Here is a 25,796-nt window from a genome sequence, read left to right as displayed (position 1 = left end):
GTGAAGGTCAAGCCGGGATCGAATGAGGTGCGTCATATGAGGATCGGAGCGCTGTCGGAGCGGACCGGCATTCCCCGCCGCATGCTGCGGTACTACGAGGAGACCGGGATGCTCGTCCCCGACCGGTGCGGCAACGGCTACCGCGACTACGACGAGCGGTGCGTCGAACGGGCGCTCCAGATCCGGGGCCTGCTGGAGGCGGGCATGCCGACGCGCGTGATCAAGCAGGTCCTGCCGTGCCTGAAGCAGCCCAAGGCGATCCACGTCGAGGGGGCGACTCGGGAGACGATCGAGCTCCTCGAGCGCGAGCGCGACAGCATGTCCGACCGCATCGACACCCTCACGCGCAGCCGCGACGCGATCGCCCGCTACATCGACACGGTCCGCGAGACGCGGGAAGCGGCATGAACGTTCACGCCGCAGGGCCGGGCGGTGCCCGGCCCTGCGGCGCTCGGAGCTACTTGCGGGGGCGTGCGAACACGGCGTTGCCGTGCGCGGCGAGTTCGAGGGTCTCGCCGTCGACCTCGACCGTGGCCGGAGCCGGGTTGCAGTTGAGGACGAACACGTGGTCGGTGTCGCCGTCGCTGCGGACCTGGGCGGTGACGCCCGCCGGAAGGGCCGCGGCGAGGGCGCGTTCGACGCCGGTCTCGGCGATCAGCCCGCCGTAGAAGGCGTCGAGGAAGTCGGCGCCGGTGCGCGCGGCGATGAAGTACGCCTTGCCTTCGCCGCGGCGGTTGACGGTGAGCGCGGGCCGGCCGGCGTAGAAGTCCGAGCCGTACGCGCCGAGCACGTCCGCGCCTTCGGCGTGGATGAGCTCGCACAGGCCGAAGGCCTCGTAGTCGGTGCCGTCCCAGGCGATGGCGTTGCGGTCGTCGGGGTAGAGCGCGTCGATCTCCTCGGCCCAGACGCCGAGCGTCGCGCGGAGCGGGCCGGGGAAGCCGCCGAGGAACGTCTTGTCGTTCTCGTCGACGTACCCGGTCGCGTACGTGGCGACGAAGGTGCCGCCGCGCTGCACGAAGGCGTCGATCGCCTCGGCCGCACCGGGACGCAGCAGGTAGAGCATCGGCGCGACGAGGACCTTGTACCGGTCGAGGCGGCCCGGTGCGGCGACGAGCGAGCCGTCGAGCACGTCCACGGGCACGCCCTGCTGCCAGAACGCCTGGTAGTGGTCGACGACGGTGCCGAAGTAGTCGGTCTTGTCCTGCAGCAGGCCTTTCATGTCGTCCAGCGCCCACCGGTTGTGCCAGTCGTAGACGAGCGCCACGTCGGCGGGGGTCGAGGTGCCGACGACCGCGTCCATCTCCGCGAGCCGCGCGCCGACCTCGGCCACGTCCCGGAACACGCGCGTGCGCTCGGTGCCCTCGTGGTCGACGATCGCGCCGTGGAACTTCTCGGAGCCGCCGCGGCCCTTGCGGAACTGGAAGTACTGCACCGTGTCCGCGCCGTGCGCGACGGCCTGCAGCGACTGCAGCAGGTGCACGCCGGGCCGGTGGAGCTTCGCGACCGGCCGCCAGTTCGTGGCCGAGGGGGAGGACTCCATGAGCATGAACGGCTTGTCCTTGAGGCTGCGCGTCAGGTCGTGGTGGAAGGAGGCCTCGACGCCGGTGCGCACGTCCCGGCCGGTGTCGGACCACTGCGGGTAGGAGTCCCAGGAGACGACGTCGAGGACCTCGGCGAGGCGGTAGTAGTCGATGCCCGGGTAGGTGCCCATGAGGTTGGTCGTGCACGGGACGTCGGGGGTGATCGCCTTGAGCGGCGCGGTCTCGTGCAGGTAGAAGTCGACGAACTGCTCGGTCGTGAACCGCATCCAGTCCAGGTGCAGGCCGTGGATGTCCTGCTCCCCGCGCCAGTGGGTGCTGGGGGACTCGATGTGGGACCAGTCGCTGTAGGTCTTGGCCCAGAACGCGGACCACCAGGCCTCGTTGAGCTCGTCGAGTGAGCCGTACTTCGCCTGGAGGTGGGCGCGGAACCGCTCCTGGCACAGGTCGCAGTGGCATTCGCCGCCGTACTCGTTCGAGATGTGCCAGACCCCGAGCGCGGGGTGCGCGCCGTACCGCTCGGCCAGCGCCGTGTTGATCGCGAGGGTCTTCTCCCGGTAGACCGGTGAGGTGAGGCAGTGGTTGTGGCGGCCGCCGTGGAGGTTGCGGGTGCGGTCGCCGTTGACGCGGAGCACCTCGGGGTAGCGGTGGCTCATCCAGCCGGGTCGGGCGCCGGTCGGGGTGGCGAGCACGGCCGTGATGTCGTTCTCGGCCATGAGGTCGAGGATCTCGTCGAGCCAGCCGAACTCGTAGCGACCCTCCTCGGGTTCGAGTGCGGCCCAGGCGAAGATACCGACCGAGAGGGTGTTGACCCCGGCGAGGCGGGCGAGGCGCATGTCCTCTTTCCAGGTCTCGTCCTTCGTGCGGAGCCACTGGTCGGGGTTGTAGTCGCCGCCGTGGAGGAGGCGGGGGACGCCCTTGACGATCGGGGCGTGGCGGACGGGCTTGCTCACGAGGCGTACTTCCTTAATGACGGCGCCTTTGATTTACCGATCAAGACCCTATGTCACCGGGGCCGAATGTCAATAGGATTGCCGCATGCCGAATCGCGAGCCCGAGGCTCCTGCACCTTCGTTGCATCACGCCGCCCCGAGCGCCGAGCAGTTCGCCGCCGCCGCAGCGGTGTTCGCGCTGCTCTCCGACCAGACCCGGCTGCAGCTGCTCTGGGCGCTCGCGGACGGGGAGGCCGATGTCACGGCGCTGGCGGCGGCGACCGAGGCGGCGCGGCCGGCGGTGAGCCAGCATCTGGCCAAGCTGCGGCTCGCGGGACTGGTGCAGTCGCGGCGCGAAGGGCGGCGGGTGGTGTACTCGCTGACCGACGGGCACCTGCGGCGGCTCGTGCTGGAGGCGTTGAGCCGGGCGGACCACCAGGTCACGGGCGAGGCCTGGCACGCCTAGTCGTCGTCATGTGCGCAATTGCGCACATGTCTGGTAGTGTCGGGGTGCCATCGTCCCCGACCGAGGACCCGCCGTGCTCGCCGTCCTGCGCCACCGCACCTACCGGCGCCTCTTCGCCGCCCAGGTCGTCGCCCTCACCGGCACCGGCCTCGCCACCGTCGCCCTCAGCCTCCTCGCCTACGACCTCGCCGGAGGGGACGCGGCCGCCGTGCTCGGCACCGCGCTCGCCCTCAAGATGCTCGCTTACCTGCTCATCGGCCCGATCGCCACCGCGCTCGCCGAACGGCTCTCCCGCCGCACCCTCATGGGCGCCATGGACCTCACGCGCGCCGCGGCCGCCCTCGCCCTGCCGTTCGTCTCCGAGATCTGGCACGTGTACGCCCTCGTGCTCCTCCTGCAGGCCGCGTCCGCCGCGTTCACCCCGACCTTTCAGGCGACCATCCCCGACGTGCTCCGCGACGAGGACGAGTACACGAACGCCCTCTCGCTCTCCCGCCTCGCCTACGACCTCGAGAGCCTCGCCAGCCCCGCGCTCGCCGCCGCGCTCCTGGCCCTCGTCTCCTACCGGGAGCTGTTCGCCGGGACGGCGATCGGGTTCCTCGCCTCCGCAGCGCTCGTCCTCTCCGTCACCCTGCCGCGCCTCGCGCCCGCGCCGCGAACCGAAGGGCGCCTTGCCAAGGCCACCCGCGGCTTCCGCCTCTACGCGGCCGTGCCGCGCCTGCGCGGCCTCATCCTGGCCCACCTGGCCGTCGCCGCCGCGACCGCGCTGGTCGTCGTCGACACGGTCGTCCTCGTGCGGGACGGCCTCGGGCGCGGTGCCGGGGACGTGGCGGTCGCCCTCGGCGCGTACGGGATCGGCTCGATGCTCGCGGCCGCCGCCATCCCGCGCCTGCTGCGCCGCCGCCCCGAGAGGGCCGTGGTGCTGCCCGCCGCGTTCGCGCTCGCCGCGGTCCTGGCATCCCTCGGGACCGCGCTGGCCTGGGGCGTCCTCGGCTGGGCCGGGCTGCTTTCGGCGTGGGCCGCGCTCGGCCTCGGAACGGGCGCGATCCTGACCCCGACCGGCCGCCTCGTCACCGGCGCGGCCGCCCCGCAGGACCGGCCCGCCGCGTTCGCCGCCCAGTTCTCGCTCTCCCACGGCTGGTTCCTCCTCACCTACCCGCTCGCGGGTGCGCTCGCCGCCGCCGACACGGCCCTCGCCGCCGGCGTCCTGGCCGCCGTCGCCGCAGCCGCCGCCACGGCCGCGCTGATGCTCTGGCCCGCAACCGAACCCGAAGCCCCACGGCCGGTCGGCGCCCACGTGGCCGCCGCCCGCACGCCGCCGCGGCGATCGGACCCGCGCACCCGGCGGCCCGACCGGGGCGCCCGCCCGGCCCGAGTGCGGAGGACGCCGGTGCGGCGCTGACCGCGACGGGACGGCACTGGTGGTCATGATCCTGGCCCGCTGCACGAAAAGACGCCCTTGTGGACACCTCGGGGGAAGCGAACCCTGCCCCGATGCGCCATCATTGATGCAAGCGCGGAGCTCCCGGCAAAGCCTGCGCGCCAGCGTTGTGGGGGACAGTGCCGCCGTTCGCGGTGGGCACGGGAGGTGACTCGTCATGGCTGCTATCCCTGCGTCGTCGAGCGTGGCCAGGCCGCGACTGCTCGCCGAGCTCAATGACGGCTCGGGGCCGGTCCGCCGCGCCGTCATCACCGCTCCGGCGGGCTTCGGCAAGTCCACCTTGCTCGCGCAGCACGCCCGGTCCTTCGCCGGCGGCACGGCCTGGCTCGGCCTCACCCCCGCCCACGCCGACCCCGGCGAGTTCACCGCCGACCTGCACCGGGCGATCATGCCGTTCACGGCCGCGCCCGACCCCGCCGAAACCCCGGATCGGCTCTGGAACCGTTTGCGCGCCTTGACCGGGGCCACCCTCCTCGTCCTCGACGACGTCCACTACCTCGACGACACCGCCGCCGAGCGCGTCCTCGACCGGCTGCTGTGCGAACTGCCCGAGCAGTGCAGCCTCGCCCTCGCCACCCGCCGCCTGCCCGGCGTCAACCTCGCCCGGCACGAACTCACCGACCTGCGCTTCATCGACGCCGACCAGCTGCGCTTCCGCACCTGGGAGATCGACCTGCTGCTGCGCGAGAACTACCAGGAGCCCCTGCCCGCCGGCGACATCGCCGTCCTCGAGCGCCGCCTCGGCGGCTGGGCCGCCGGACTCCACCTCTTCCACCTGTCGACCAAGGGCAGGCCCCTCGCCGAGCGCCGCTCGGCCGTCGCCGCCCTCACCGGCCGCGCCTCCCTCGCGCACGCCTACATGAGCCGCACCGTCCTGGCCGAGCTCCCCGAGCCGCTGCTGCCCTTCGTCACCCGCATCAGCGTCTTCGACGTCGCCACCGCCGCCCGCTGCGACCGCCTCCTCGGCATCGACGACGCCGCCGCGCACCTCGCCGAACTGCACCGCCGCCAGGTCTTCATCACCACCCCCGACGGCGGCCACACCTACCGCTTCCACGAGGCCATGCGCTCGCACCTCGCCGCGGTCCTCGCCGACGGCCACGGCGGCGCCGCCGCCCGCCGCCTCCACGCCGCCGCCGCCGAGATCGTCAAAGCCGAAGGCGCCCTGGTCGAAGCGGCCCGCAGCTTCGCCCGCGCCGAGGACTGGCCCGCCGTGCGCGAACTCCTCGACCTCCTCGGCCCCCAGATCACCGGCGACGACTTCGACGCCTGGCGCGACCTCCTCCCGTCCTGGCTCGTCGCCGACGACCCCTGGATGGTCCTCGCCGAAGGCCGCAACCGCCTCGGCCGCGGCCGCATCGCCGAAGCCGTCGAATGCTTCGAACGCAGCCAGGCGCTCTCGACCGACGAGGCCGGCCGCGCCCACGGCCGCCACGCCGCCGCCGCGGCCCGCATCTGGCTGCCCGGCCCCGCCCGGCCCGGCGCCGACTGGTGCACCTGGCTCCGCGCCGCCACCCAGGCGCATCCGGCGCTCGTCGCCGCCGCGGCCGAGGACCGCATGCCCGAACCGCACGGCCGCATGGTCGCCCTCCTCGCGCACGTCCTCGCCGGGAACCTCCCCGCCGCCCGGACCCTCCTGCGCCACACCGAAGGCGACGCCGGACCCGCCGCCGTCATCGCCCCCCTCGGCAACGCGATCCTCGCCCTCCTCGAAAGCCCCGGCGACCGCGGCCTGCGCGAACTCTCGCGCGCCGTCTCGGCCGCCGAAGCCGAACGCCTGCCCTGGCTCGCCCGCGCCGCCCGCGCCGCCATCGCCCTCGACGGCACCCAGGACGCCGCCAAGACCGCCCTCCGCGTCGCCGAGGAATGCGAACGCGACGGCGACCTGTGGGGGGCGCTCCTCGCCGCCGGCTGCTCCTGGTTCGCCCGCCTCGGCAGCGGCGACCCCGACCTCTCCACCCTCGCCGATCTCGCCGACGGCTTCCGCGCCCTCGACGCCGCCGTCCCCGCCGCCTGGGCGCAGGCGATGTACGCCGTCGCGGCCGCCCACGCCGGGGTGCCCGGCGCCGAGACCGAGATCGAACGGGCCGCGGACCTCGTGCGCCGCTGCGGAGTCGGCGGCGCGCAGCCCCTCGTGTACGTCGCGGCGGCCGTCGCCGCCGGCCACCCCCCGAACCTCGTCGCCCGCGCCCGCCAGGCCGCCGGGCACTGCGGCTACCCCGTCCACCTCGTCGAGTCCTGGCTCGGCGAACCGATCCCGCCGGTCCGCGCCTCCACGCCCGAAACCCTCACCGTCACCTGCTTCGGCGGCTTCCGCCTCGAACGCGACGGCGCCCAAGTCGACCTCTCCGCGGTGAAACCCAAGGTGCGCATGCTCATGCGCCTCCTCGCCGTCAACGCCGGCCGCCCCGTCCACCGCGAGGCCATCATCGACGCCCTCTGGCCGCAGGCCACGCCGCGCGCGGCCACCCACGGCCTCCACGTCGCCATGTCGAGCCTGCGCAAGCTCATCGAGCCCGACGCCGGACGCGGCGTCTTCCGCTTCCTGACCCGCGAAGGCGACGCCTACCGGCTCGTGCTGCCCATTGACGGCTACTGCGACGTCGTCGCGGTCCGCGAAGCCGCGCGCCTCGCCCGGAGCGCCCCCGACGACGACGCGGCCGCCGCGATCCTGCGCCTGGCCTCAGACGCCTACCGCGGCGACCTCCTCCCCGAGGACGGCGCCGCCGAATGGGTCGTCGGCGAACGCGAACGCCTGCGCCTCGCCGCCTCCTCGGCCGCGGCCGACCTCGCCCGCCTCGAACTGCGCCGCGGCGACGTGGCCGAGGCGCTCGCGGCGGCCGGACGCAGTGTCGGCGTCCACCGCTTCAACGACGAGGCCTGGCGCCTCCTCATCGAAGCCCATGAGCGCCACGGCGACCGCGCCGCCGCCGCCGACGCCCTCGCCCGCTACCGCGAAGTGCTCGCGGAACTCGGCGTCCACACCGAATAGCCGAAGCCCCCGCCACCGGACGGGCGACCTCGTCGCAGCGCTCGTTCCGGTGAGCGGCGCGACCGGTCGATCGAGTCGTGGCGGCCGGTCCGCCTCGCCAACGAGGAAATGCGATCCCTTGTGGATGAACTACTGTCCCGGTTCCCCGCGTTCGTCGCCGCGCTCAGCCGCCGATCGAGTACTTCCGTTCGTTCTACGCGGACACCGCCCTCTCCGGCTCGGCGATCGGCACCCCTGCGGCCTCGAGTGCTTCGACGCCGGCCCGTTCGCCCGCTCGCCCGCTCGCCGCGTTGTCGGCCCTCCCGATACCACCCCGGCATCGGGAGGTCCCTCCGCCTTGCGAGGGAACGAACGGACTCGGATATCGCCGCTCCCTGACGCGCAGGACGGGCCCTAGCCGCTCGGGACCGCCCGCTCGACGCGCAACGTGAACGGCACGTGGGCCGGCACGTGCTCCGCTGCGGCGCTGCGCAACCGAGACTCGTCCACAAGCGACGGTTCGGGGACGGCGACGGTGATCGTGACGTGCGGCGAGACCGGTGCGCCCGCAGGGTCGGTCGACTGGACCGAGGCGATGGTGCCGCCGGTGTCGGCGACCTCGACCCGGCCGCCGGTCAGGAGCCGCAGATGCGTCGCCAGGCCGTGCCGGGTGCCGCGCCAGCGGTGGAGCTCCACCGCGTGGGCGACCAGGACGCGGCGCTGATCGACCGTCCACTGCTCCTGCACCGGCAGGGCCACCCACCCGGCCAGCCAGTCCAGGAAGTCAGGCGGCGCCAGCGCCGGGTCGAGGTAGGCCACGAACCCGTCGAGCGTGAGCTGGACCGGCGCGAGGACCTCGTCGAGGGCCTGCGTGAAACGGCGCGTGAAGTCGTCTTCGGCGAGCACGCCCGGCAGCTGGTCGGCGATAGGGTGCGGAGTCGGCAGACCGGGCGCGGCGCTACGAGGCACGGTCGTCCCCCTCCAGGATGCGCACCTGGTGCTGGAACGAGAACGCCAGGGCGTGGTCGGCGAGCTCGATGCGCTGCACCGGCCCGCTGCGGCGGCCGGTCGCCAGGTCGGCGGCGAAGAGCTGCACGTCCTCGACCATCGCGGTGCCCGGGAGCCGTTGCAGCACAGCGAAGACCTCGCCCGACTGCACCGGGCGGCCGAACGGCCAGCCGGTGCCGTCGAGGCCGCCGGTGACCGGGTTGAGGTAGGCGTAGAGGGCCTCCAAGGCCTCGCCGCGCAACGCTTCGGCGACGACGCCGGAGGCGGCCCGCAGCTGGGCCACGACCGTGACGCCGTCGTACTGCGGCGGGCCGACGCGCACCGTCGCGCCGAGGCAGCGGCGCGGCTCGATGTAGGAGCCGATGCGGTTGACCAGGTCCACATCGGGCGTCAGCCGGTGCACCTCAGGACTCGTGTCGAGCGCGACGTCCGGCACCACGAGCAGCCGGATCTCGCCCGGCCGCTCCGGCACCGGCACGCACCGCACCCGTGCCGCGTCGGGCGCGGCCTGCTTGGCCAGGTACTCGTAGTCCTCGATCGTCACGGCCCGGTCGCGGGTGCGCAGGAGCATCGGGCCGCGCGCGGACGCGTTGGACACCGACTCGCCGTCGACGCCGCCCGTCGCCGGACCCCGGTTGACGACCCGTGTCACGAACGGGATCGGGTCGCGCTGGACGTTGAGCAGCCCGCGCGCCACGTTCCCGGACTTGCCGCCGCCGCTGCGGTACTGCGGCACCCGGATGGGCGCGGCCTTGGGCGGCACCGCCCCGAAATTGCGGATGGCGCCGTCCTCGCCGCGCACCGCCGGGCCGAAGCGGAGCTCGCCGTTGATGGCGTCGAGCACGAAGTGCCGCGACTCCGGTCCGGACTCGGCGAAGCTCTCGACCTGGTGCCACTGCTGCCAGTCGTCGCCGCCCGCGACCTCGACCACGAGCGGTTCGCCGCCGCTGACGACGGGCCGGTGGGCGAGCTGGAAGCGCTGGCCCGGCACGCCTTCCGAGAGCCCGACGACCTCGTCGGCGACGAGCCCGGCGTGCGAGGCGTCGATGGTGCCGCCGATCGTGGCGGCGACGGCGGTCATGAGCCGGGGCGAGTCGCGGTAGAACGGCCTGTCCTCGGCGCGCACGAGGCGCGCGCGCAGCCAGCCGGCGCGCTGGCGCTCCAGCAGCGCTTCGCGGTGGCCCGGCGGCACGTGCACGACGGTGATGCCGTCCTGGTTGAAGCCGCCGGTCGAGTCGGACTCGATCTCGCACGGCGTCCAAGCGGTGCCGTCGAAGGCCTCCCATATCCATGGCGGCCGCTCGGGGTCGACGCCGACGCCTTCGGCGTGGCAGGCGACGCGCAGCTGCACGGCGCAGCGCGGCACCGCGTTCGACAGTCCGAAGTAGACGCAGTCGCCGTCGGCCGGGGCCTCCTGGAAGCAGCGCAGGCCCTCGCCGGAGACGAGCTGCCCGGTCTGGTCGCTCAGCCGCCCGGTCGCGCCGCCGGTGAGGACGAGCGCGAGCGAGCACGGGACGATCGCCAGGTCGGCCTCGGTTCGGAACACCACGGGCGCTTCGGTGCCGCCCGACTGGTCGGTGGCGACCTGCGAGCCGCGCGGGACCGGCACCGTCTGGTCGCGGGCCGCCGAGAGCCAGTACGTCACCGGCGTGCGCGCGGCCGTGGGCGGGTGCAGCCTGACGCCGATGAGGTCGAGGAACCGCAGGTAGTGCAGGTCCGGGACCCGGTTGAGGCGGTACAAGAGCTGGTCGGTCATCATCGCGAACGTCTCGATGAGGGTCACGCCCGGATCGGAGACGTTATGGTCCGTCCACTCCGGGCAGCGCTGCTGCACCAGCCGCTTCGCCTCGTCGACCAGGTCCTGGAACCGACGATCGTCCAAATTGGGTACTGGCAGGCTCATGGGGCGGCCTCCTGGGTCTCGGGGCTCTCGTGCGATCCGATGACGTAGAACGGGAATACCAGGTTGCGCGGGTCGTTGTCGCCGCGCACGGTGTAGGACAGGTCGATGTTCAGCCGGCCGCGCCAGGCCTGGTCGAACGTGACGACCACGTCGGTGAGGCTGATGCGCGGCTCCCACCGGGTCAGCGCGACCCGCACCTCGTACGCGATCTTCCCGGCCGTGGCCGAATCGGCGGGAGCGAACACGAGATCGTGGATGGCGCAACCGAACTCGGGTCGCATCGGCCGCTCTCCGGGGGCCGTGGCCAGGATCAGGTGGATGCTCTCGATCAGCTCGCGCTCGCCCCCGACGAGCGCCACCGACCCGGTGGCGTCGGTGCGGAGCGGGAAGGCCCAGCCGGAGCCCACGAACGCGGGCGGGTCGACGATGCCGGCCATGTCATCCTCCAATCAGTACGGTCGGGCAGCCTTGGATGATCGGCGCCCCGCAGGCGGAGAGGTCGCCCATGCGCGCCGCCGGCATCCCCCCGATGAGCACCGTCGGGCATCCGGGCGGCAGGATCGCCGACGGCGGATGCGGTGGTGTGGAGGGCATCGAGCACGCGTGCATGTCGCCGACGACGGCCGCCGGCACGCCGCCGATGAGCACCGTGGCCTTGCCGGGACCCGTGACGACTCCGGGGTGCCCGGTCGGGTCGCCGACCCTCGCCGCTGGCGGCATGGCCGCCCTCCTCTCGATCAGTTGATGCGGACGATGCCGCCGCGGACGGTGACCGACCCCGACGCCGACAGCTCGGCCGAGCCCTGGCCCGCGACCTTGACGGTCGTCGCCGAGACCTCGACCTTCGACCGTCCGGTGACCTTGACCTCCGACCCTGAGAGCTCCAGGGGACCCGACCCGGCGTCGATCTTGACGCCCATGCCGCTGACCTTGACCTCACCCGAGCACTTCAGTTCGATCACCTTGCCCGTGGCGTCCATCCTCAGGAACAGCTTGCCGTCCCCAGTGGAGAGCAGGATGCCCTTCTTCGACTGGTCGTCGACGAGTTCTAGCCTGTGGGCGTCGCGGGACACCAGGGCCCGCACGCCGATCTCGCCGCTGGAGCCGTCGACGGTGGGCGCCTCCAGCTTCGGCGGCGTGTCCTTGCCGTTGTGGAGACCGCCGAGCACGTACGGGTGGTCCATGTCCCCGTCGGCGAACCCCACGAGCACCTCATCGCCCACCTCCGGAATCGCCCACAGCCCCCGGCCCGCCCCGCCCCCGGCCGAGACCGTGCGCGCCCACGTGGTCGTGAAGTCCTTCGAGAGCCACGGCAAGGTGACCTTGACCCGGCCCAGCTTCATCGGGTCGCGAGCGTCGCTGACCACTGCGGACACCAGCCCGTTCGGGACGGCCCCGCCGCCACCGCCGGAGGTCAGCCCGTACAGGGTCCGCTCGGCCCGGCCCGAGACGGTGAACGCGGTCGTGTAGCCGTCGTGCTCGTTGAACACGTGCCGGGCGCTGGTCAGGGTGTACTTGCCGCCGAACGGGTCCGAGACGTTCGCGAGGGTCACCCCCGCGCCGGGCGCCAGCTTCGGGTTGCCCTTCGCCACGCCGTCGAGCTCCACCGCGGTCGCGCCGATCTCGGCCGCCAGCGCATTCGCGTACGCCTGCACCCGCCCCTGGGTGCTGAGGCTCGTGCCCGCCTCCAAGTACGGCGGGGCATTGAACTTTCCCGCCAGCTGCACCGGATCGACGCCGTCCACTTGCGAACCCTTGGTGGTGGGCCTCGCTTTGGCCTCGATCTCCTTCTTGTGCTCGAAGTCCCAGCCGCGCACGTTGACCTCGCCCACCTGCTCGGCCGCCGACACGGCCGCGCGCAGCGCGATCAGGTTCACCCCCGGTTCGAGCACGAGCGGATCGGTTGCGGCCGTGGCCGATTCGGGCGGCGCGCCCTTGGGAGGGTCGGGCAGGCGGAAGTTCAGCTTGCCGTCAGAGGCGGTGACCTGCGCGCCGACCTGGTCGGCCAGCCGCGACAGGAACTCCCAGTCCGAGACGTTGTCCTGGCTGATCTGGGAGTCGGCCTCCCCGAAGCCCTTCACGTCGTCGATCGTCCCGGCTTGGAGCCCGGCCCGTACCGCGACCGCATGCACGACGTCGGCGAGGCCCATCTTCGGGTACGCGGCGACGCGCCGGCCCCGGAAGAGCCGGTGCGCAGGGTCGAGACCGCGCACTTCGAGGAAGGTCCCGGCGGCGTCGATGTCGATCTCCATCGCCACCACCTCGCCGGACATGAGCCGCTGCGGGCTCCCCGGCTCGGCGGCCTGCACCGCGACCTCCACTTTGACCCCGATGCCGAGCCGCGTCTTCTTCACCACGACGTTCTCGGGGTCGCGGAAGCGCAGATGGCACGCGTCGGGCAGGTTGCGGCTGGCCGTGACGGCCGCCTGCGTGAGCATGGTGGCGACGTCGGCGGGCAGCGGCGTCCCGTTGACCGACACCTGCAGCGTGTTGGCGAAGCTCTCGTTGGCCACCGGCTACCTCCCGTCCCCGGCCGGGACCAGCAGCCGCGATCCGGGGCGCAGCCGCGCCGGGTCGTCGATGCCGTTGGCCTCGGCGATGAGCCGCCACCGGTTCGGGTCCCCGTAGGCCCGGTACGCGATCGACGGGAGTGAATCGCCCGCAACCACGACGTGGGTGCTGCGGGCCTCGAGCGACCCGGAGGTCGGGTTCTGGCCGGGCGTGGACCCGGAGATCTCCTCGAGCTTGACGGTGCACACCGCGCGCACCGGGGTGCCGCTGGGCGTGAAGAGCGTGTACTTGGCGGCGACCTCGCTGGCGAACGCCGGGAAGCTCGTCAATCCTCCCCAGTGGAAGATCACCCACGGCGGCGAGCCCTTGTCGTTCGAAAGGCTCTTCTCGGTCGGCACCACGCACGAGAACAGCTTCTCGACGGCCTTGACCACCGAGTCGTCCATCGCGGCGGTTGCGTCGAGGAACATCTCGACGCTCAGCTTGCACGGGTCGGACCCGGTGAACTCGGGCGGCCCGGACCGTTCGGCGTTGCGCTGCGCCTCGCGTTTCCACTTGGCGTTCTTGGTGAGCGAGAGCTCCTTCGGGTTGAACTGGAAGTCGATGGTTCCCAGCGTCTCGTTGCTCGGCGTCGCCGTCCCGCCGTCCGACGGCGGCTCGCGCAGCTCCAGGTAGGCGTGCTGCAGGTTCGACTGGTCGCCCGCGGAGGCGCCCGGCGCGGTGAACGTGACCGGTGACCCGCCCATGTCAGCCCCCTGATCCCGGCGCGAGGAACCCGTGGTGCGCCAGCTCCAGGGTCTCGATCGCGACCTTCGCGCTGTCGAGCGAGAGCTGCGGCCCGCTCCACTTCACCGGGATCACGTCGACCAGCGCCCATCTCGCGATGACCTTGCCCTCGGCGGTGCGCGCCTCGATGGTGGCGGTCTTGCGCTTGATGCCGGAGGCCATGGAGCCGAACCAGTCCGCGATCTTGGCGCTCTGCTCGGTGAGCGGGCGGCTGAGCTTCACATTGGAGTACTTGATGCGGGTCGGCAGCTGCCAGACGTAGCCGTTGTTGCCGCCCTCCTCGCGCTGCTCCATGACGATCTCGCAGCCGAGCCCGTCGCAGCTGTTGAAGGAGCCCAGGTCCTCGTCGTCGATGCTCACGACGAAACTCACGGCCACGGCGTGGATGTCAGCGGGCATGTCGGGTCCTCCAGTCCTCACAGGTCGGTCAGTCGGCCGCGCCGTTCGCGGTCGACGCGCAGGTCGGCGCGCAGCCGACGCACGAGCGGTTCGTACAGGACCGCCAGCAGCGCAGCGGGGTCGGCGGCGGGCGCGGCCCCGGCGGCGGCCGGAGCCGCTGTGGCGGCGGCGGGTGCGGCATCGGCGGTCTGCACCGAGACCGGCTGCGGGGGAGCGGCGACGCGCTGCACGACGGCCTGGACGGGCTCCATGAACTGCGGCGGGGCGGGCTCGGCCATCGCCTGGACCGGCGCGGGAGCGGCGGCGACCGGCAGCGGCTCCTCCACCTGGAGCCGTTGGGCCACTGGAGCATCACGCCTCTCCACGCTCGAAGCGGCCTGTGCGACCCGCTGCACGGCAGCGCCCGTCCCCGGGGCGACGGCCCCGGAAGCGGGTCCGCCGCCGAACGGGACCGGCGCCGGTTCGAGGTCGGCTTGCGGCACCGGTGACGGCATGTGCGACCAGGTCGACCGCTGAGCGACGGCCGAACCGGGTTCGCTTGCGCGAGGTTCGGGCGGCGCGCCGGCGGCGGGCTCGGTCTCGGCGAACGCGGCGGCGAGGGGCCGCGAGCCGAGAAGCGGCGCCTCCGGTCCCCGCTCGGGTGCGTAGAGCGGCTCCGGCGCTTCGATCGACCGGGACACCACCGGCATCACCACGGAAGGCGAGACGGCGCGCATCACCATGACCGGCGGAGGCAGCGGCCGGGCGGGTCGGCTGGACGAGTTCGGCGCGGCCTGTGGGACCGACACGTCGAACGCTGCGGGCACCGCGACAGGGAGCCCGAGACCCGACGAGGGCGAACCGGCAGGATGCGAATGGACCGGGACCTCCGGTGACGACGACGCGCCCTCGAGACGCTGCACGAACTGCGGCAGCGGAAGTCGGACGCCGGAAGGCTCGCCGGCCGGGGGCAGCGGGCGGTCCGACCGGCCGCTTGCGCGCTGCACCGAGGGCTGCGGACCGCTCATCGGCGATCCGAGTCCGAGACGCTGGACATGGGACTCGGCGCTCGGCCGCGGACGCGGTCGGTCGGCGATGAGGGGAGCGATCGGCAGGGGCGCCGGCGGCTCGGCGGGTGGCGCCTCGTCGCGGATCGTCTGCACGATCGGGGCCGCGAGCCCTGTCGCCCCGAGCAGCGGCGCGGTCTCGCCCTCCGGTTCCGCGAACGGAGCGCTGGTGTCCGGCGCGGCAGGCCCCGGAGCGAGTGGCCCGGCAAGGCCTTCCGGCGCCGGAGGCGACGACGGTGCGGGCTCCGCCGGGGAGAGGTCCATATCGCCGAGCAGCGGAGCGGTCTCGCCGGCGGACCGCTGCACGGCCGGAGCCGAGCGCCCACCGTCGAGCGGGGCAGGGGGAGGCGCGGCCACGACGGGCAGTTCCCGACGCTCGGGCGGGTCGGTGGAGGCGAGCAGCGAGGCGACGACCGGCTGAGCGGGCACAGGAGCTTGGGGGAGCGGGGCTGGCGGAGCGATCGAAGCACGGTCCCCGATGAGCATGCGCTGCAAGGCGAACGGCGGCGTCACCGGCTGCACCGGAAGCGGAGCCGTCGGGGAGGGGGCCACTTCGGACGGCTGGCCGAAAGGGCGAATCGGAGCGGGGTCGGGCAGCTGCGACCGCTGCACGCTCGGCATGGGACCGAGCGGCGACGAGAAGACCTGCGACTCAGAGCGAACCGACTGTGCCGGTATCGCAGCCGTCTCGGTCGGGGCAGCGGCGTCGGGCTGGGGCAGGTCGACTTGCGGCACGGAGTCCCCGAGCAGCGGGCGGTCCTCGCCCTCGGCGGCCGGGGCCGGGTCGGGCGCGGCAAGAGGTGGGTCGGCGTCGATGCGTTGGAGCGCGATCGGACCGGAATCGCCGAGCGACCGGTGCTGTTCCGACCCTCCCGGGTCGGATGCGGTCCGCTGCAGCGAACGGACCGGCGTCGGCAGTTCGGTGCGAACCCCGCTGCGCTGCAAGTCGATCCGCCTCGGTTCAGGCGGTGCCGCAGGCGCGGGCTCGATCGCGCCCGAAGGCCCCTCCGGCATCACCGCGTGCCCGAGCGGCGCGAGGTAGGTGGGGTCCTGCCAGGAGGCGAGGCGCGAGCTCAGCGAGTCGGGCGGGTTGACGAGCCACTGGTCGCCGACCATGCGCTGGAGTGGCGGCAATTGCCGCCACTCGGCGCGTGCGGGCGCATAAGGCGCGGGAGCGGACTCCCGCGAGGACTCCTCGGCGCGCCGACGATTGAACGGCCACATCAAGACTCACCTCCCCCAGATCACCGTCGAGCCCACTCATGAGGCGCCTCACCTGCCGTCGTTGACCCGGGCGTTGAGGGCGGCGATCCGGGCGACGTACCGCTGCCGGTCCGGATGCTCGAGATCCAGGATCTCGTCGAGGCCCCAGTGGAAGTAGTACGCCACGTACCCGATCTCCTCCTCGATCCGCTCGACCGGGTACGTCATGATTCCCCCAGGCGCCCGCCCGAGAGGTCCACATCGAACGAATGCGCGCACTCCGGGCACGTCACCCCCGCCCTCGTATGCCCCTCCGAGTTGACCCGGCGGTACATGTCCTGCAGGAACGCCAGATCGGAGGCGAAGAGGCTCTCGATCACCCCCGTGTGCACGTCCGTCACCGACCCGATCCGCGTCACCACCCGGGCCAGCAGCACCACCGTCAAGTACGCGGCGTTCTCCCGGACCCGGTCGTCCCGCAGGGGGATCAGCTCGTCCCGGGCCGTCGCCAGCCGCATCACCCCCGAGGTGTGCGTCGTCCCCGACCCGTCGACGTACCCGCGCGGCAGCTCGAACGCGAACTCCGTCCGCAGTGGACGCCGGGTCTCGCCCTCTTCGGTCCCGCTCTCGGGCGTCGCCGTCATGGTGCGTCGCATCGGCTACCCCGGCTTGATCTCTTCGCAGGAGATGACCAGCTTCTCGGTCAGCACGCTCGTGTCGCCCGCCTTCATCGCGCCGATCTCCAGGCTCTTGGGCCACGCGTTGGTGAGGTTGTACCGCTTCACCTCGGTGCCCTCGTAGTCGAAGATGATGATCGACGCGCCCTTGCGGGCCTCCGACATCTGCCCGAAGTGGCAGGTCTCCACCCACTTCTCGAAGCTGTTGTCGCTCGTCAGGCCCCGCGTGACGGTGATGTCCGCCGGCTTGGGCCGCCCGGGCAGCTTGTTGTGGACGTACTTGCCGTCCGGCGTGTTCAGCTTCAGGTCGATGACGTCCTGCTCCCATTTCAGGCCGCTGATCTCCGTGATCCCCTTGATGACGATCCCGTCGACGTCGATGCCGAACGAATGGCCTACGGCCGTGTTGAGATCGATGAACGACATGATGCACCAGCTCCTCTACCTGCCGTGTCACTCACTGACTTCGCTTGCCCCGCCCGAGAACTGGGACAGCCTGAAGATGACGAACTCCGCCGGCTTCACCGGTGCGACGCCGATCTCGCAGACCACCTGCCCGGCGTCGATCGACTCGGCGGTGTTGTTGTCCCTGTCGCACTTGACGAAGAACGCCTCGTTCGGGGTCAGCCCGAACAGCGCGCCCTTGCGCCACTCCATGACCAGGAACGACGAGACCGTGCGCCGGATCTTCGCCCACAGCGCGTCGTCGTTCGGCTCGAACACCACCCACTGGGTGCCGCCGAGGATCGACTCCTCGAGGTAGTTGAACAGGCGCCGCACGTTCAGGTACCGCCACGCCGGGTCGCTCGAGAGCGTGCGCGCGCCCCACACCCGGATGCCCCGGCCCGGGAACGCCCGGATGCAGTTGATCCCCTCGGGGTTCAGCAGCTCCTGCTCGGCCTTCGTCAGATGCGTCTCCACCAGGATCGCGCCGCGCACGACCTCGTTGGCCGGCGCCTTGTGGACGCCGCGCGTCTCGTCGTTGCGCGCCCACACCCCGGCCATGTGGCCGCTCGGCGGCACGAACTCGTTGCCGCCCGTGGCGGGGTCGAACACCTTGACCCACGGGTAGTACAGCGCCGCGTACTTCGAGTCGTAGCCCGCGTAGTCGACGCGCCAGTCCTTGACCTGCTGCGGCGACAGCCCCGGAGGCGTGTCGAGGACGGCCACCCGGTCGCCCATGAGCTCGCAGTGGGCGATGACCGCGAGCTGGACGGCCTTGACGGCCTCCAGGTCGAGTACGCCGCGCTGGTAGGCGCTCATGAGGTCGGGGACGCAGACCATGGTGACCTCGTCGACCGCTTCGAGGCCGCCGAGGCCGGAGCGGTCCGAGACGTCGCCGGTGTAGTCCTCGGGGACGATGCGCTCGGGCACGGCCGGGACCGGGGGCGGCGCGGTGAGCGCGACGGTGCCTTTGGCGGGCTGGGTCGCGGCGGCGACCTCGGTGAGGGTGATGACCTTCGACCGCTCGGCGACGGCGCGCACGACGTTGTCCTTGCCGCGCTTCACGGTCACGTCGGGGTACTGCTCGACCTGCTTGCCGTCGACCTTCACGGTCAAGGTGAACCGGTCGGCGGGCCTGCCTTCGGCGGCGTCGCCGATCTCGACGCTCACGTCGCGGTTCTCGGCGCCTTCGATCGCGACGGCGCGCAGGCCGCCGATGACCGCCTGCGGTCCCGAGACCGGTTCGGCCCCATCGGGTCCGGCGGCGCCGATGCGCACGATGTAGCAGTTGCCGCCGCCGTTGAGGAAGTAGCCGTAGACGGCGTGCGCCAGGTAGCAGCCTTCGACGAACTCGCCGAAGAGCCGCGTGTACTGGCTCCAGTTGGAGACCAGCGTCGGGGTGTTCACCGGGCCTTTCGCGGCGAACCCCACGAAGGCGGCGACTGCGGTGCCGACGCCCTCGATGGGGCGGGAACCGCCGTCGACTTCTTCGACGTAGACACCCGGTGACAAGTACGTTGGCATGCCGCGCCTCCTGTGGTCGGTACAGCACTGATCGTGCCGTCGCTCTCCGGTTTCCGTACGGGCCTTACGGACCCGCGTGAGGGAAGACGTGGCTGCCCCGACGGGCAGCCGCGCGTCCGGCCGGTCATAGGACCAGCTCGAGGTATTCGCCGAACTCCCGCTCCAGGCAGAGCCGGCCGAGTTTGCGGTACTCGCGGGCGACCGCCGCGACGACGGTGGCCGTGGTGGCGCGCCCGCCGGCTTCGGCGGTGAGGTACCCGGCGGTGACGGCCGCGGACCTGATGTGGCCGCCCGCGAGTTCGAACGCGTCGGCGAGGAACTCGAGGTCGAGGTCGGCCGCGCGCGGCATCGCCCTCCCCAGGCACCGGTCCCACAGCAGCAGGCGCTGCTCGGGGTCGGGCACGGGGAAGTCCACGACGACGTCGAGCCGCCTGGTGAAGGCCTCGTCCAGGTTCGCGCGCAGGTTGGTCGCGAGGATCGCCAGCCCCTCGAAGGACTCCATGCGCTGCAGCAGATAGGCACTCTCCACATTGGCGTACCGGTCGTGCGCGTCGCGCACTTCCGAGCGCTTGCCGAAGATCGCGTCGGCCTCGTCGAACAGCAGCACCCCGTTCACCCCGGCCGCTTCGGTGAAGATCTTCTCGAGGTTCTTCTCCGTCTCGCCGATGTACTTGTCCACCACCGTGGCCAGGTTGACCGTGTACAGGTCCATGCCCAGATCGGCCGCGATGACCTCGGCCGACATGGTCTTCCCGGTGCCCGAGTCGCCCGCGAACAGCCCGGTGACGCCCATGCCGCGCCCGCCGCCGGGCCGCATCCGCCACTCGTCGAGCACGAGGTCGCGGCGCCTGGCCCGCACGGCGAGTTCGCGGATGCCGTCGAGGATGGGCGGCGGCAGCACGAGGTCGTCCCAGCCGACGGCCGGTTCGATGCGCCTGGCGAGGTGTTCGAGCCCGGCGGCGTTCTGGCTGCGCACGCCGTAGCGCAGGTGCTCGGCGCGGATCGGTTCGCCTTCGGCCCTGGCGAGTTGCGCGGCGGCTTCGGCGGCGCGGTCGATCTGGCGCACCGAGAGCGTGAAGTGCGCGGTCTCGGCGGCGAGGTCGACCCCTTCCGCCAGCGCCTCTCCGGCCGCGTCCCGCCAGAGGTCCGCGCGCTCGGCGCGGGTGGCGACGCCGACGCTCAGCAGCAGCGGCTGGCGGCGGCTCCATTCGGGGTCCCAGCCGCCGGAGCCGAACAGCACCAAGGGCACCGGCACGTGGTCGAGGCGCGCGAGCAGTGCTGTGCACGAGCCCGCGTCGACCGGTCCGGCGACGATGCCGGCTCCGCGCAGGACGGCTTCGCGGGCGAGCGCGGCGGCGGTCTCGGCCAGTTCTTCGGGTTTCGGCAGCAGGCGGCAGTCGACGGCGAGCGTCGCGCGCCCGGACGCGGCGAACGCGTCCGCGGCGGCCGCCGCGGCCGACCCGCCCAGCCCTTCGTGCAGGTAGACGAGTCCGGTCCCGGCCGCGATCGCCGAGGCGAGCCGTTCGTCGCCACAGGGGACCGGCGTCGTCGCCTCCACCAGCGGGGCGGCGACGGGGTCGCAGCCGTCGCCGCCGAGCAGGTGCGCCGTTACGCGGTCGGGCACCCGCAGCGACCGAGTCAGGAGCGGTCTTTCGGTGTCGCCCACGGTGACCAGGCCGCAGGCAATGAGCGGTGAGGCGGCCTCGAAGCGGGCCCGGCCGTGTACCTCGGCCTCGGCGAGCCCGCACAGCCGCAATGCCAGGCCGATGGTGGCGCGGCGGCGGGTCACGTCGTCGTTGAGGTAGCCGTAGAACTGCTCGAAGCGGCTGTCCACATCGGGCGCCATCGCGACGAGCAGCAGTTCCACGTCGAGGTCGGTCAGGTGCGCTGCCGCGGCCAGCGCGGTCAGCCGCGAAGGCCCCGTCTCCGCCGCCTCCGGCGGCGCGAACGGCTCGCGGCGCCCTTCGAGGAGCGCGTCGATGGCCTCGTCGGACAGGTAGAGGCCCCGGAACTGGTCGTCGGGGTTCGGGTCGGCGGCGCGCCGTTCGGCGACGGCCCGGCGGAGGCGCTGCTCGACCGCCCCGATGCGGGCGAGCAGGCCTTGCAGTTCGGTCATCGGGGCCGCCGGGTCATGGCGACCTCGTGCTCGTCGCCTTCGCCGTGGGTCACGTGGTGCTGCACCGGTTCGTCGCCGTCCACTTTGAGCCCGACGCCGCCGGTGGCGGGCGGCCCGGCGGGGAAGACGCGGCCGGAGTCGATGGGCGCGCTGACGACGATGTCCAGGGAGGGTTTGAGTTCGCCGCCGAGGGCGGTCCACACGTCGGCGAAGGCGCGGTCCTCGGGCGGCGGCAGCGCGACGGTCATCGGCACCGGCAGCCCGATCTCCTCGAGCGAGCCGGTGAGCGTGTGGGCGGGCAGCGACTCGTGTTTGAGGAACCCGGCGAGCATCACGGACAGGAGCCGGTGCTCGTCCTCGGGCCGCTGCGTCCAGGCGGTGAGCAGATAGGACAGTTTGATGTAGCGGGGAGGCAGCCGCCTGGCCGCGACGGTCTTGTCCTCGCGGTACTCGTTGACCAGGCCGCGGCTGCGGCGGCGCAGGTCTTCGCGGATGTCGTAGAGGAACGCGTTCACCGTGGGCGCGTTGCGCCTCGACGCCCACTCCTTGGTGGGCGCGTCGAACGCGACCTCGACGCCGCTGCCGGCCAGGGCGTCCTCGACGATGACGCGCCGGAGCGCGGAGTCGACCTCGTGGATCATCAGATGAGTCCGTTCCGCAGCGCGTAGGCGACCGCGTGGGCGCGGTTGCGCAGGTGCAGGCGGCTGGTGATGTCGTGGAGGATGTTCTTGATGGTGCGCTCGGAGTAGGAGAGCTTCGAGGCTATCTCGACCGTGTCGAGCCCTTCGGCGACGAGGCGCACGACCTCGATCTCGCGATCGGACATGCCGCACAGCCGCATGCCCATCGGGGCGAGGATCTGGCGCTGGAGCTGCCCGACCTGACTGAGCAGGCGGCCCAACAGGTCCGGCGGGACGGTCCCTTCGCCCTTCGCGGCGGCCGCGATGACGGCGACGAGCCGGTCCGGGGTGGCCTCGCTGCGCCGCACGATCCCGGCGACGCCGACGTCCATGATGGAGGCGAGGTCGGATTCGTCGACGCGGCCGCAGACGGCGACGAGCCACGGCACGCCGCCGCGCTTGAGGGTCCGCAGCGACTGCAGGGCCTCCTCGTCGACCGCGTCGGAGGCGACTATGCCGACGTCGGCGCGGTCGCGTTCGGACTCGTCGAGCACCAGCACCTCCGGGCGCGGGCGCAATTGGCTCGCGAGTCCGGCGTGGCAGATGGGGTCGCTCGCGCTGATGTAGACGGGCACACGGTTCATCGACCTCTCCCAGGGGTAACGGGGCTGACGGGGCACTGCGTGCAGTGTCGCCGCCGTCGCTCAACGTGCGCTCAACCGGCGCTCTCCCACCCTCTGAAATCGACCGGTGACGGAATGAAATGCCCGAACGGGCAGGGGCGTCGGCCCGTTCGGCCGGTGCCCCGCCTCTTGCCCTGCGGGGCCGGGCGGTGGAACCTGGAGGTCTCTGACACCGCTGCGCCCGGTGCGGGCGCGAGGAGGCGAACCGCCATGCGCGACCACGGCCACGAGTTCGAATCCGATTCCCTGCGTCCCAAGGCGGACCGGATCGACCACTCCGAGTTCGAACCGGCCTTCCCGGCGGCGGCCCTCGGCCGCGCCGACGTGCTCGGCGCCGAGGGCATGCTCGGCCTGCAGCGCGCCGTGGGCAACGCGGGCGTGGCGACCATGATGGAGGAGGAGCGCTCGCCCGTCCACGACGTCATCGGCTCGGGCGGCAGCCCGCTCGACCTCGACACCCGCACTGACATGGAGAGCCGTTTCGGCCAGGACTTCTCGAACGTGCGCGTCCACACCGACAGCGCCGCGAGCGAATCCGCGAAGTCGGTCAACGCCCAGGCCTACACGGTCGGGTCGGACATCGTGTTCCAGAGCGGCAACTACGACCCGGGCAGCGACTCGGGCAAGCACATGCTCGCCCACGAGCTGACGCACGTCGTGCAGCAGCGCAGCGGCCCCGTCGACGGCTCGGACGCCGGCGGGGGAGTGAAGGTCAGCGACCCCTCGGACCGCTTCGAGCGGGAGGCCTCGGCGAACGCCGACGCCATCATGTCCACCCCCGCCCCGGCCCCGGCCGCTCCGGTGCAGCGCTGCGACGACGGCTGCGGCGACGCGGACGTCCAGCGCCTCGCCGACCCGACAGTGCAGAGGGAGGACGCCCCGGAACCTGCCGAAGAGGACCCCGAAGCGATGGCCCAGACCTACGTGCAGCGCGAGGCGGAAGACGAGGAAATGGCCGACGCGTGATTCGGGGATCTGGCGGCATTCCGCTCTTGAGCGGTCCTCGCTTCAACCGGTCAGCGACGGAGAGGTGGAGGGTGGGCGGGGTCGGGCGGCGGGTGCCCGGAGTCGCGGTCGCCCGGGTGGGGTTCCAGGCGCTTATGAAGTGCAGGTTCGATTGGGGCGCAGCGCGTTCAGTGGAATGTGAATGCTTTCTCATCGTGTGGGTGATGCAGCCTGGGGTGGGTCTGCGGATAATTGAGTTACGTACAGGGATACGGAATCCGTGTAGGTGAACGAGTTGGTGGTAAGCAGACTACGACATGAGCCTCTGGCCAACTGCCTGCATTGCACGGACGTCGTGTTGCGTTGGGGATGAAACCTTCGCTCTCGGCTACGGCCTTGTTCGTGATCCGCGCTCGTGGTGCCGCCTGGCAAGGGCAGCATTCAGGGTGCCGCCGCACGGTTTGCATCGGGCGGGCGATGGCGGGCGCCCGCAGGGGGCGCTCGCGGCATGGCCGAAGCTCGAAATCGAAGACTAAGTGTCGAGATCGAGAGCCGAGGTCGAGAAGCCGAAATCGAACCACCGGGACTATAGCCGGAATGCCCAAGGCGCAACGGCAGAGCAGTAACGCGTCGGGTAAAAGGCCGATGGCCCCGGCGGCAGACGCAAGGCCGCCAGGCGAACACCGAAAACGAGGTGCGAGGGCGATGACGGGCTCGACCATGACCATGACTGCGACCGTGATGGGCGCACGCCGTCCTGCGGTGCGATGGGCATCGCGGGTTCAGCTGCGTGCTTGAGCCGCCCGGTCGGCTCCGCAGCGGGCCGGATCCGCTCGGGCCGGTCGCCACGCAATGCCGAGCCTCGTTGCGGACTGCGATAGGGCGGCAGGTCCGGCGGTCGTGACCGGATCGGACCCGAATTCGGGAGTGCGACCGGTTCCATGCTTTACAGATGCTGCCTGGCTGAACGCCGATCCGTACCAGGCGGACGCTGGAGTCGCGCCGAACCTCGCGGAGACCGGCAGCGAAGGTGCGTAGGCGAGTAAAGGCTGTCCCGTAAGCCTGCGAGGGTGAGGTTGTGGAGCCGGGCGATGCCTGACATTGCTTCAGCGACACCCTCGCCGCGCAGGCGGCAGTCGCGGAGCACATTCCAGCGTTTCATCTTTGCGAAGGTGTGCTCGATCTGGGCGCGGATGTGCCGGTGAGAGGCGTTGTGCGCTTCTTTCCAGTCGATCAGTGGTTCATCCTTGGCGATGCGGCGGTGTGGGATGACCGCGCGGGTGCGGGGGTAGCCGCCGTCGGCGATTACGGTTGCGGTGCGGGTGGCGTGGTCGATGCCGGATTCGGCGAAGGCCTTGCAGTCGTTGCGGTTCCCGGGCAGGGGCGTGCCGACAGCAACGACTCGCTGGGTGTCGGCGTGGATGACGACCTGATGGTTTGTTGAGTATCGGTAGTTCTTCGACTTCGCGGCAACGGATCGGTCCCGGGTCGGGACGAGGGTGCCGTCGACGATGAGCACGGTCCCGGGCGCATAGCGCTGCCGTTGCTGAAGCGCGAACTTTGGGGCGAGGTCGTCGATGATCCGGTCCACGGCGGATTTCGAGGTTCCGAACAGTGCTGCGATCTGGTGAACCGTGAGGTTGGTGCGCCAGTAGGCGGCGACCAGCAGTACCCGGTCCTCGAAGGCAACCTTCCACGGCCGCCCTTTCAACGGCGGCTCGGCACCTTCGGCCCGCAACTGTCGCACTAGCTTCGCGAACTGGCTGGCCGACAGGCCGCTGAAGAGCTCGATCATCGTCTCGTTCGCCGCGTTGATCACTCCCGTCATGCGGGCATGATCCCATGTGCTCCAACAACATCTGAAACACACTCAGCCGTCGCCTGCGGAGTTGCTTGCGTTGGTTTCGGTCAAGATCTCGAGGACGCCTGGCATGAGCTTTAGTGAGCACTTTGGGCATGCATCAATGAACGCATCGGCGGCGTACTCACATCCGCGTTCGATTCCGGGCATGGACACACTGTGTTCCCACACCAGTCCCATGAACCGATGCGGACAGCCGCTCCGAGCCCGAACGTCCCGAGCGTCAGGGTGGATCGCCTGGTACCCACAGACGAGGGCGCCTGCCATGCTGACCTCTGGGTCTGCCCCACCTGCAACGAGCGCGTCAACAGCGGTCAGGTCACGACCGTCGGGCCAGTACAGAGCAGCCGCGAACTGGAAGCGGCCGACGAAGGCGACGCGTCGAGCGATGTCGGAATCTAGCAGCGAGGATTCATCAAAGAGAAGCCATCGATCACCCAGGCCCTGAGTCTCGACCACAGATTCGAACCGAAGCCCCGGCGGGAAGTAGTAGATCGGGGCATTCCCCAACTGCCACGGTCCGAGCAAACCAGCGCCTCCATCTTGAGATACCCACCCTATGCCACGCCCTCAGCCCAGGCCAAACCCTCTGATAATCCCGCGAAGGTGTTACGGGACAGCCTTTAGGCTTGATTTTTAACCTTTGGCGCTGGTCAGGCGCTGTTCTCGTTCTCTCATGGTCTTCTCGCGCTTGGCTTTCTTGCCTGGGTCGCAGATCGGTG

Annotated in this window: 22 protein-coding genes and 1 pseudogene; 5 read left to right on the top strand and 18 right to left on the bottom strand. The window is 71.6% G+C overall.

The window, feature by feature from the left end; all coding sequences use genetic code 11:
- The first annotated feature begins 36 nt into the window (after positions 1 to 36).
- On the top strand, positions 37 to 408 hold the full coding sequence (locus tag AB0K52_RS20730) for a MerR family transcriptional regulator (RefSeq protein ID WP_363534757.1): 372 nt from the start codon (positions 37 to 39) through the stop codon (positions 406 to 408).
- Positions 409 to 457: 49 nt separating this feature from the next.
- Here the strand turns inward: AB0K52_RS20730 and AB0K52_RS20725 are convergent, their stop codons facing one another.
- Positions 458 to 2,491: a beta-galactosidase gene (locus AB0K52_RS20725; protein WP_363534754.1), complete on the bottom strand. Its 2,034-nt coding sequence runs from the start codon at positions 2,489 to 2,491 to the stop codon at positions 458 to 460.
- Positions 2,492 to 2,576: 85 nt separating this feature from the next.
- Here AB0K52_RS20725 and AB0K52_RS20720 point away from each other — a divergent pair, with 85 nt between their 5' ends.
- The 3 genes from AB0K52_RS20720 (at position 2,577) to AB0K52_RS20710 (ending at position 7,369) form a co-directional block, all read left to right on the top strand.
- Entirely contained in the window at positions 2,577 to 2,936 is a 360-nt protein-coding gene (locus tag AB0K52_RS20720) for a metalloregulator ArsR/SmtB family transcription factor (protein ID WP_208497526.1), read from the top strand.
- A 73-nt stretch (positions 2,937 to 3,009) separates the two neighbouring features.
- Entirely contained in the window at positions 3,010 to 4,338 is a 1,329-nt protein-coding gene (locus AB0K52_RS20715; protein ID WP_363534751.1) for an MFS transporter, read from the top strand.
- 196 nt (positions 4,339 to 4,534) lie between these two features.
- Positions 4,535 to 7,369 carry a BTAD domain-containing putative transcriptional regulator gene (locus tag AB0K52_RS20710; RefSeq protein WP_363534748.1) on the top strand — a complete coding sequence of 945 codons (2,835 nt, stop codon included), beginning with the start codon at positions 4,535 to 4,537 and terminating at the stop codon, positions 7,367 to 7,369.
- 393 nt (positions 7,370 to 7,762) lie between these two features.
- On the opposite strand, the gene AB0K52_RS20705 is transcribed toward AB0K52_RS20710, so the two are convergent.
- The 15 genes from AB0K52_RS20705 to AB0K52_RS20635 form a co-directional block, all read right to left on the bottom strand.
- Positions 7,763 to 8,317, bottom strand: a complete 555-nt coding sequence (locus AB0K52_RS20705) for a phage tail protein (protein ID WP_363534745.1) — start codon at positions 8,315 to 8,317, stop codon at positions 7,763 to 7,765.
- The gene (locus AB0K52_RS20700) at positions 8,307 to 10,259 is read right to left on the bottom strand and encodes a putative baseplate assembly protein (RefSeq protein ID WP_363534742.1); all 1,953 of its coding nucleotides are present in this window, start codon (positions 10,257 to 10,259) and stop codon (positions 8,307 to 8,309) included. Before AB0K52_RS20700 ends, AB0K52_RS20705 begins: the two co-directional genes overlap by 11 nt.
- The gene (locus tag AB0K52_RS20695; RefSeq protein WP_208497537.1) at positions 10,256 to 10,696 is read right to left on the bottom strand and encodes a GPW/gp25 family protein; all 441 of its coding nucleotides are present in this window, start codon (positions 10,694 to 10,696) and stop codon (positions 10,256 to 10,258) included. The genes AB0K52_RS20700 and AB0K52_RS20695 overlap by 4 nt, the downstream gene beginning before the upstream one ends.
- A 1-nt stretch (position 10,697) precedes the next feature.
- The gene (locus AB0K52_RS20690; RefSeq protein ID WP_363534739.1) at positions 10,698 to 10,979 is read right to left on the bottom strand and encodes a PAAR domain-containing protein; all 282 of its coding nucleotides are present in this window, start codon (positions 10,977 to 10,979) and stop codon (positions 10,698 to 10,700) included.
- Positions 10,980 to 10,996: 17 nt separating this feature from the next.
- Positions 10,997 to 12,772, bottom strand: coding sequence for a VgrG-related protein (locus AB0K52_RS20685; RefSeq protein ID WP_363534736.1), 1,776 nt, complete (start codon positions 12,770 to 12,772; stop codon positions 10,997 to 10,999).
- Between the two features lie 3 nt (positions 12,773 to 12,775).
- On the bottom strand, positions 12,776 to 13,516 hold the full coding sequence (locus AB0K52_RS20680) for a LysM peptidoglycan-binding domain-containing protein (protein ID WP_208497540.1): 741 nt from the start codon (positions 13,514 to 13,516) through the stop codon (positions 12,776 to 12,778).
- Between the two features lies 1 nt (position 13,517).
- Positions 13,518 to 13,955 carry a phage tail protein gene (locus AB0K52_RS20675; RefSeq protein ID WP_363534733.1) on the bottom strand — a complete coding sequence of 146 codons (438 nt, stop codon included), beginning with the start codon at positions 13,953 to 13,955 and terminating at the stop codon, positions 13,518 to 13,520.
- A 17-nt stretch (positions 13,956 to 13,972) separates the two neighbouring features.
- The gene (locus tag AB0K52_RS20670; protein ID WP_363534730.1) at positions 13,973 to 16,225 is read right to left on the bottom strand and encodes a hypothetical protein; all 2,253 of its coding nucleotides are present in this window, start codon (positions 16,223 to 16,225) and stop codon (positions 13,973 to 13,975) included.
- Between the two features lie 48 nt (positions 16,226 to 16,273).
- The gene (locus tag AB0K52_RS20665) at positions 16,274 to 16,432 is read right to left on the bottom strand and encodes a DUF6760 family protein (RefSeq protein ID WP_208497543.1); all 159 of its coding nucleotides are present in this window, start codon (positions 16,430 to 16,432) and stop codon (positions 16,274 to 16,276) included.
- The gene (locus AB0K52_RS20660) at positions 16,429 to 16,860 is read right to left on the bottom strand and encodes a hypothetical protein (protein WP_363534727.1); all 432 of its coding nucleotides are present in this window, start codon (positions 16,858 to 16,860) and stop codon (positions 16,429 to 16,431) included. Before AB0K52_RS20660 ends, AB0K52_RS20665 begins: the two co-directional genes overlap by 4 nt.
- 3 nt (positions 16,861 to 16,863) lie before the next feature.
- Positions 16,864 to 17,307: a phage tail protein gene (locus tag AB0K52_RS20655; RefSeq protein WP_208497544.1), complete on the bottom strand. Its 444-nt coding sequence runs from the start codon at positions 17,305 to 17,307 to the stop codon at positions 16,864 to 16,866.
- Between the two features lie 27 nt (positions 17,308 to 17,334).
- A complete protein-coding gene (locus tag AB0K52_RS20650; RefSeq protein WP_363534724.1) occupies positions 17,335 to 18,849 on the bottom strand; it encodes a phage tail sheath family protein in 1,515 nt (504 codons plus the stop codon).
- 124 nt (positions 18,850 to 18,973) lie between these two features.
- Complete coding sequence (locus AB0K52_RS20645) at positions 18,974 to 20,965, bottom strand: ATP-binding protein (protein ID WP_363534721.1); 1,992 nt, start codon at positions 20,963 to 20,965, stop codon at positions 18,974 to 18,976.
- Positions 20,962 to 21,606 (bottom strand): DUF4255 domain-containing protein, encoded by a 645-nt coding sequence (locus AB0K52_RS20640; protein WP_363534719.1) that lies wholly within the window; start codon positions 21,604 to 21,606, stop codon positions 20,962 to 20,964. The genes AB0K52_RS20645 and AB0K52_RS20640 overlap by 4 nt, the downstream gene beginning before the upstream one ends.
- Positions 21,606 to 22,229 (bottom strand): response regulator transcription factor, encoded by a 624-nt coding sequence (locus AB0K52_RS20635; RefSeq protein WP_208497548.1) that lies wholly within the window; start codon positions 22,227 to 22,229, stop codon positions 21,606 to 21,608. The genes AB0K52_RS20640 and AB0K52_RS20635 overlap by 1 nt, the downstream gene beginning before the upstream one ends.
- Positions 22,230 to 22,478: 249 nt before the next feature.
- On the opposite strand from AB0K52_RS20635, the gene AB0K52_RS20630 reads away from it, so the two are divergent.
- Positions 22,479 to 23,234, top strand: coding sequence for a DUF4157 domain-containing protein (locus AB0K52_RS20630; RefSeq protein ID WP_363534716.1), 756 nt, complete (start codon positions 22,479 to 22,481; stop codon positions 23,232 to 23,234).
- 1,039 nt (positions 23,235 to 24,273) lie between these two features.
- On the opposite strand, the pseudogene AB0K52_RS20625 reads toward AB0K52_RS20630, so the two are convergent.
- Positions 24,274 to 25,041, bottom strand: a pseudogene (locus AB0K52_RS20625) (transposase); the annotation flags it as partial.
- Between the two features lie 42 nt (positions 25,042 to 25,083).
- On the bottom strand, positions 25,084 to 25,602 hold the full coding sequence (locus tag AB0K52_RS20620) for a hypothetical protein (RefSeq protein WP_363534713.1): 519 nt from the start codon (positions 25,600 to 25,602) through the stop codon (positions 25,084 to 25,086).
- Positions 25,603 to 25,796 lie beyond the last annotated feature (194 nt).

It is taken from the genome of Glycomyces sp. NPDC049804 (genome assembly GCF_040674615.1).
In the GTDB taxonomy this organism is placed as follows: Bacteria; Actinomycetota; Actinomycetes; order Mycobacteriales; family Micromonosporaceae; genus Glycomyces; species Glycomyces niveus.
The sequence above is the reverse complement of the archived record's forward strand: the minus strand, read 5'-3'. Positions and strand labels throughout refer to the sequence as shown.

What these genes read in the sequence shown, in the direction of transcription:
- AB0K52_RS20730 (WP_363534757.1), top strand. Translation starts at nt 37, where the DNA reads ATGAGGATCGGAGCGCTGTCGGAGCGGACCGGCATTCCCCGCCGCATG.
- AB0K52_RS20720 (WP_208497526.1), top strand. Translation starts at nt 2,577, where the DNA reads ATGCCGAATCGCGAGCCCGAGGCTCCTGCACCTTCGTTGCATCACGCC.
- AB0K52_RS20710 (WP_363534748.1), top strand. Translation starts at nt 4,535, where the DNA reads ATGGCTGCTATCCCTGCGTCGTCGAGCGTGGCCAGGCCGCGACTGCTC.
- AB0K52_RS20700 (WP_363534742.1), bottom strand. Translation starts at nt 10,259, where the DNA reads ATGAGCCTGCCAGTACCCAATTTGGACGATCGTCGGTTCCAGGACCTG.
- AB0K52_RS20695 (WP_208497537.1), bottom strand. Translation starts at nt 10,696, where the DNA reads ATGGCCGGCATCGTCGACCCGCCCGCGTTCGTGGGCTCCGGCTGGGCC.
- AB0K52_RS20690 (WP_363534739.1), bottom strand. Translation starts at nt 10,979, where the DNA reads ATGCCGCCAGCGGCGAGGGTCGGCGACCCGACCGGGCACCCCGGAGTC.
- AB0K52_RS20680 (WP_208497540.1), bottom strand. Translation starts at nt 13,516, where the DNA reads ATGGGCGGGTCACCGGTCACGTTCACCGCGCCGGGCGCCTCCGCGGGC.
- AB0K52_RS20675 (WP_363534733.1), bottom strand. Translation starts at nt 13,955, where the DNA reads ATGCCCGCTGACATCCACGCCGTGGCCGTGAGTTTCGTCGTGAGCATC.
- AB0K52_RS20670 (WP_363534730.1), bottom strand. Translation starts at nt 16,225, where the DNA reads ATGTGGCCGTTCAATCGTCGGCGCGCCGAGGAGTCCTCGCGGGAGTCC.
- AB0K52_RS20665 (WP_208497543.1), bottom strand. Translation starts at nt 16,432, where the DNA reads ATGACGTACCCGGTCGAGCGGATCGAGGAGGAGATCGGGTACGTGGCG.
- AB0K52_RS20660 (WP_363534727.1), bottom strand. Translation starts at nt 16,860, where the DNA reads ATGCGACGCACCATGACGGCGACGCCCGAGAGCGGGACCGAAGAGGGC.
- AB0K52_RS20655 (WP_208497544.1), bottom strand. Translation starts at nt 17,307, where the DNA reads ATGTCGTTCATCGATCTCAACACGGCCGTAGGCCATTCGTTCGGCATC.
- AB0K52_RS20650 (WP_363534724.1), bottom strand. Translation starts at nt 18,849, where the DNA reads ATGCCAACGTACTTGTCACCGGGTGTCTACGTCGAAGAAGTCGACGGC.
- AB0K52_RS20645 (WP_363534721.1), bottom strand. Translation starts at nt 20,965, where the DNA reads ATGACCGAACTGCAAGGCCTGCTCGCCCGCATCGGGGCGGTCGAGCAG.
- AB0K52_RS20640 (WP_363534719.1), bottom strand. Translation starts at nt 21,606, where the DNA reads ATGATCCACGAGGTCGACTCCGCGCTCCGGCGCGTCATCGTCGAGGAC.
- AB0K52_RS20635 (WP_208497548.1), bottom strand. Translation starts at nt 22,229, where the DNA reads ATGAACCGTGTGCCCGTCTACATCAGCGCGAGCGACCCCATCTGCCAC.
- AB0K52_RS20630 (WP_363534716.1), top strand. Translation starts at nt 22,479, where the DNA reads ATGCGCGACCACGGCCACGAGTTCGAATCCGATTCCCTGCGTCCCAAG.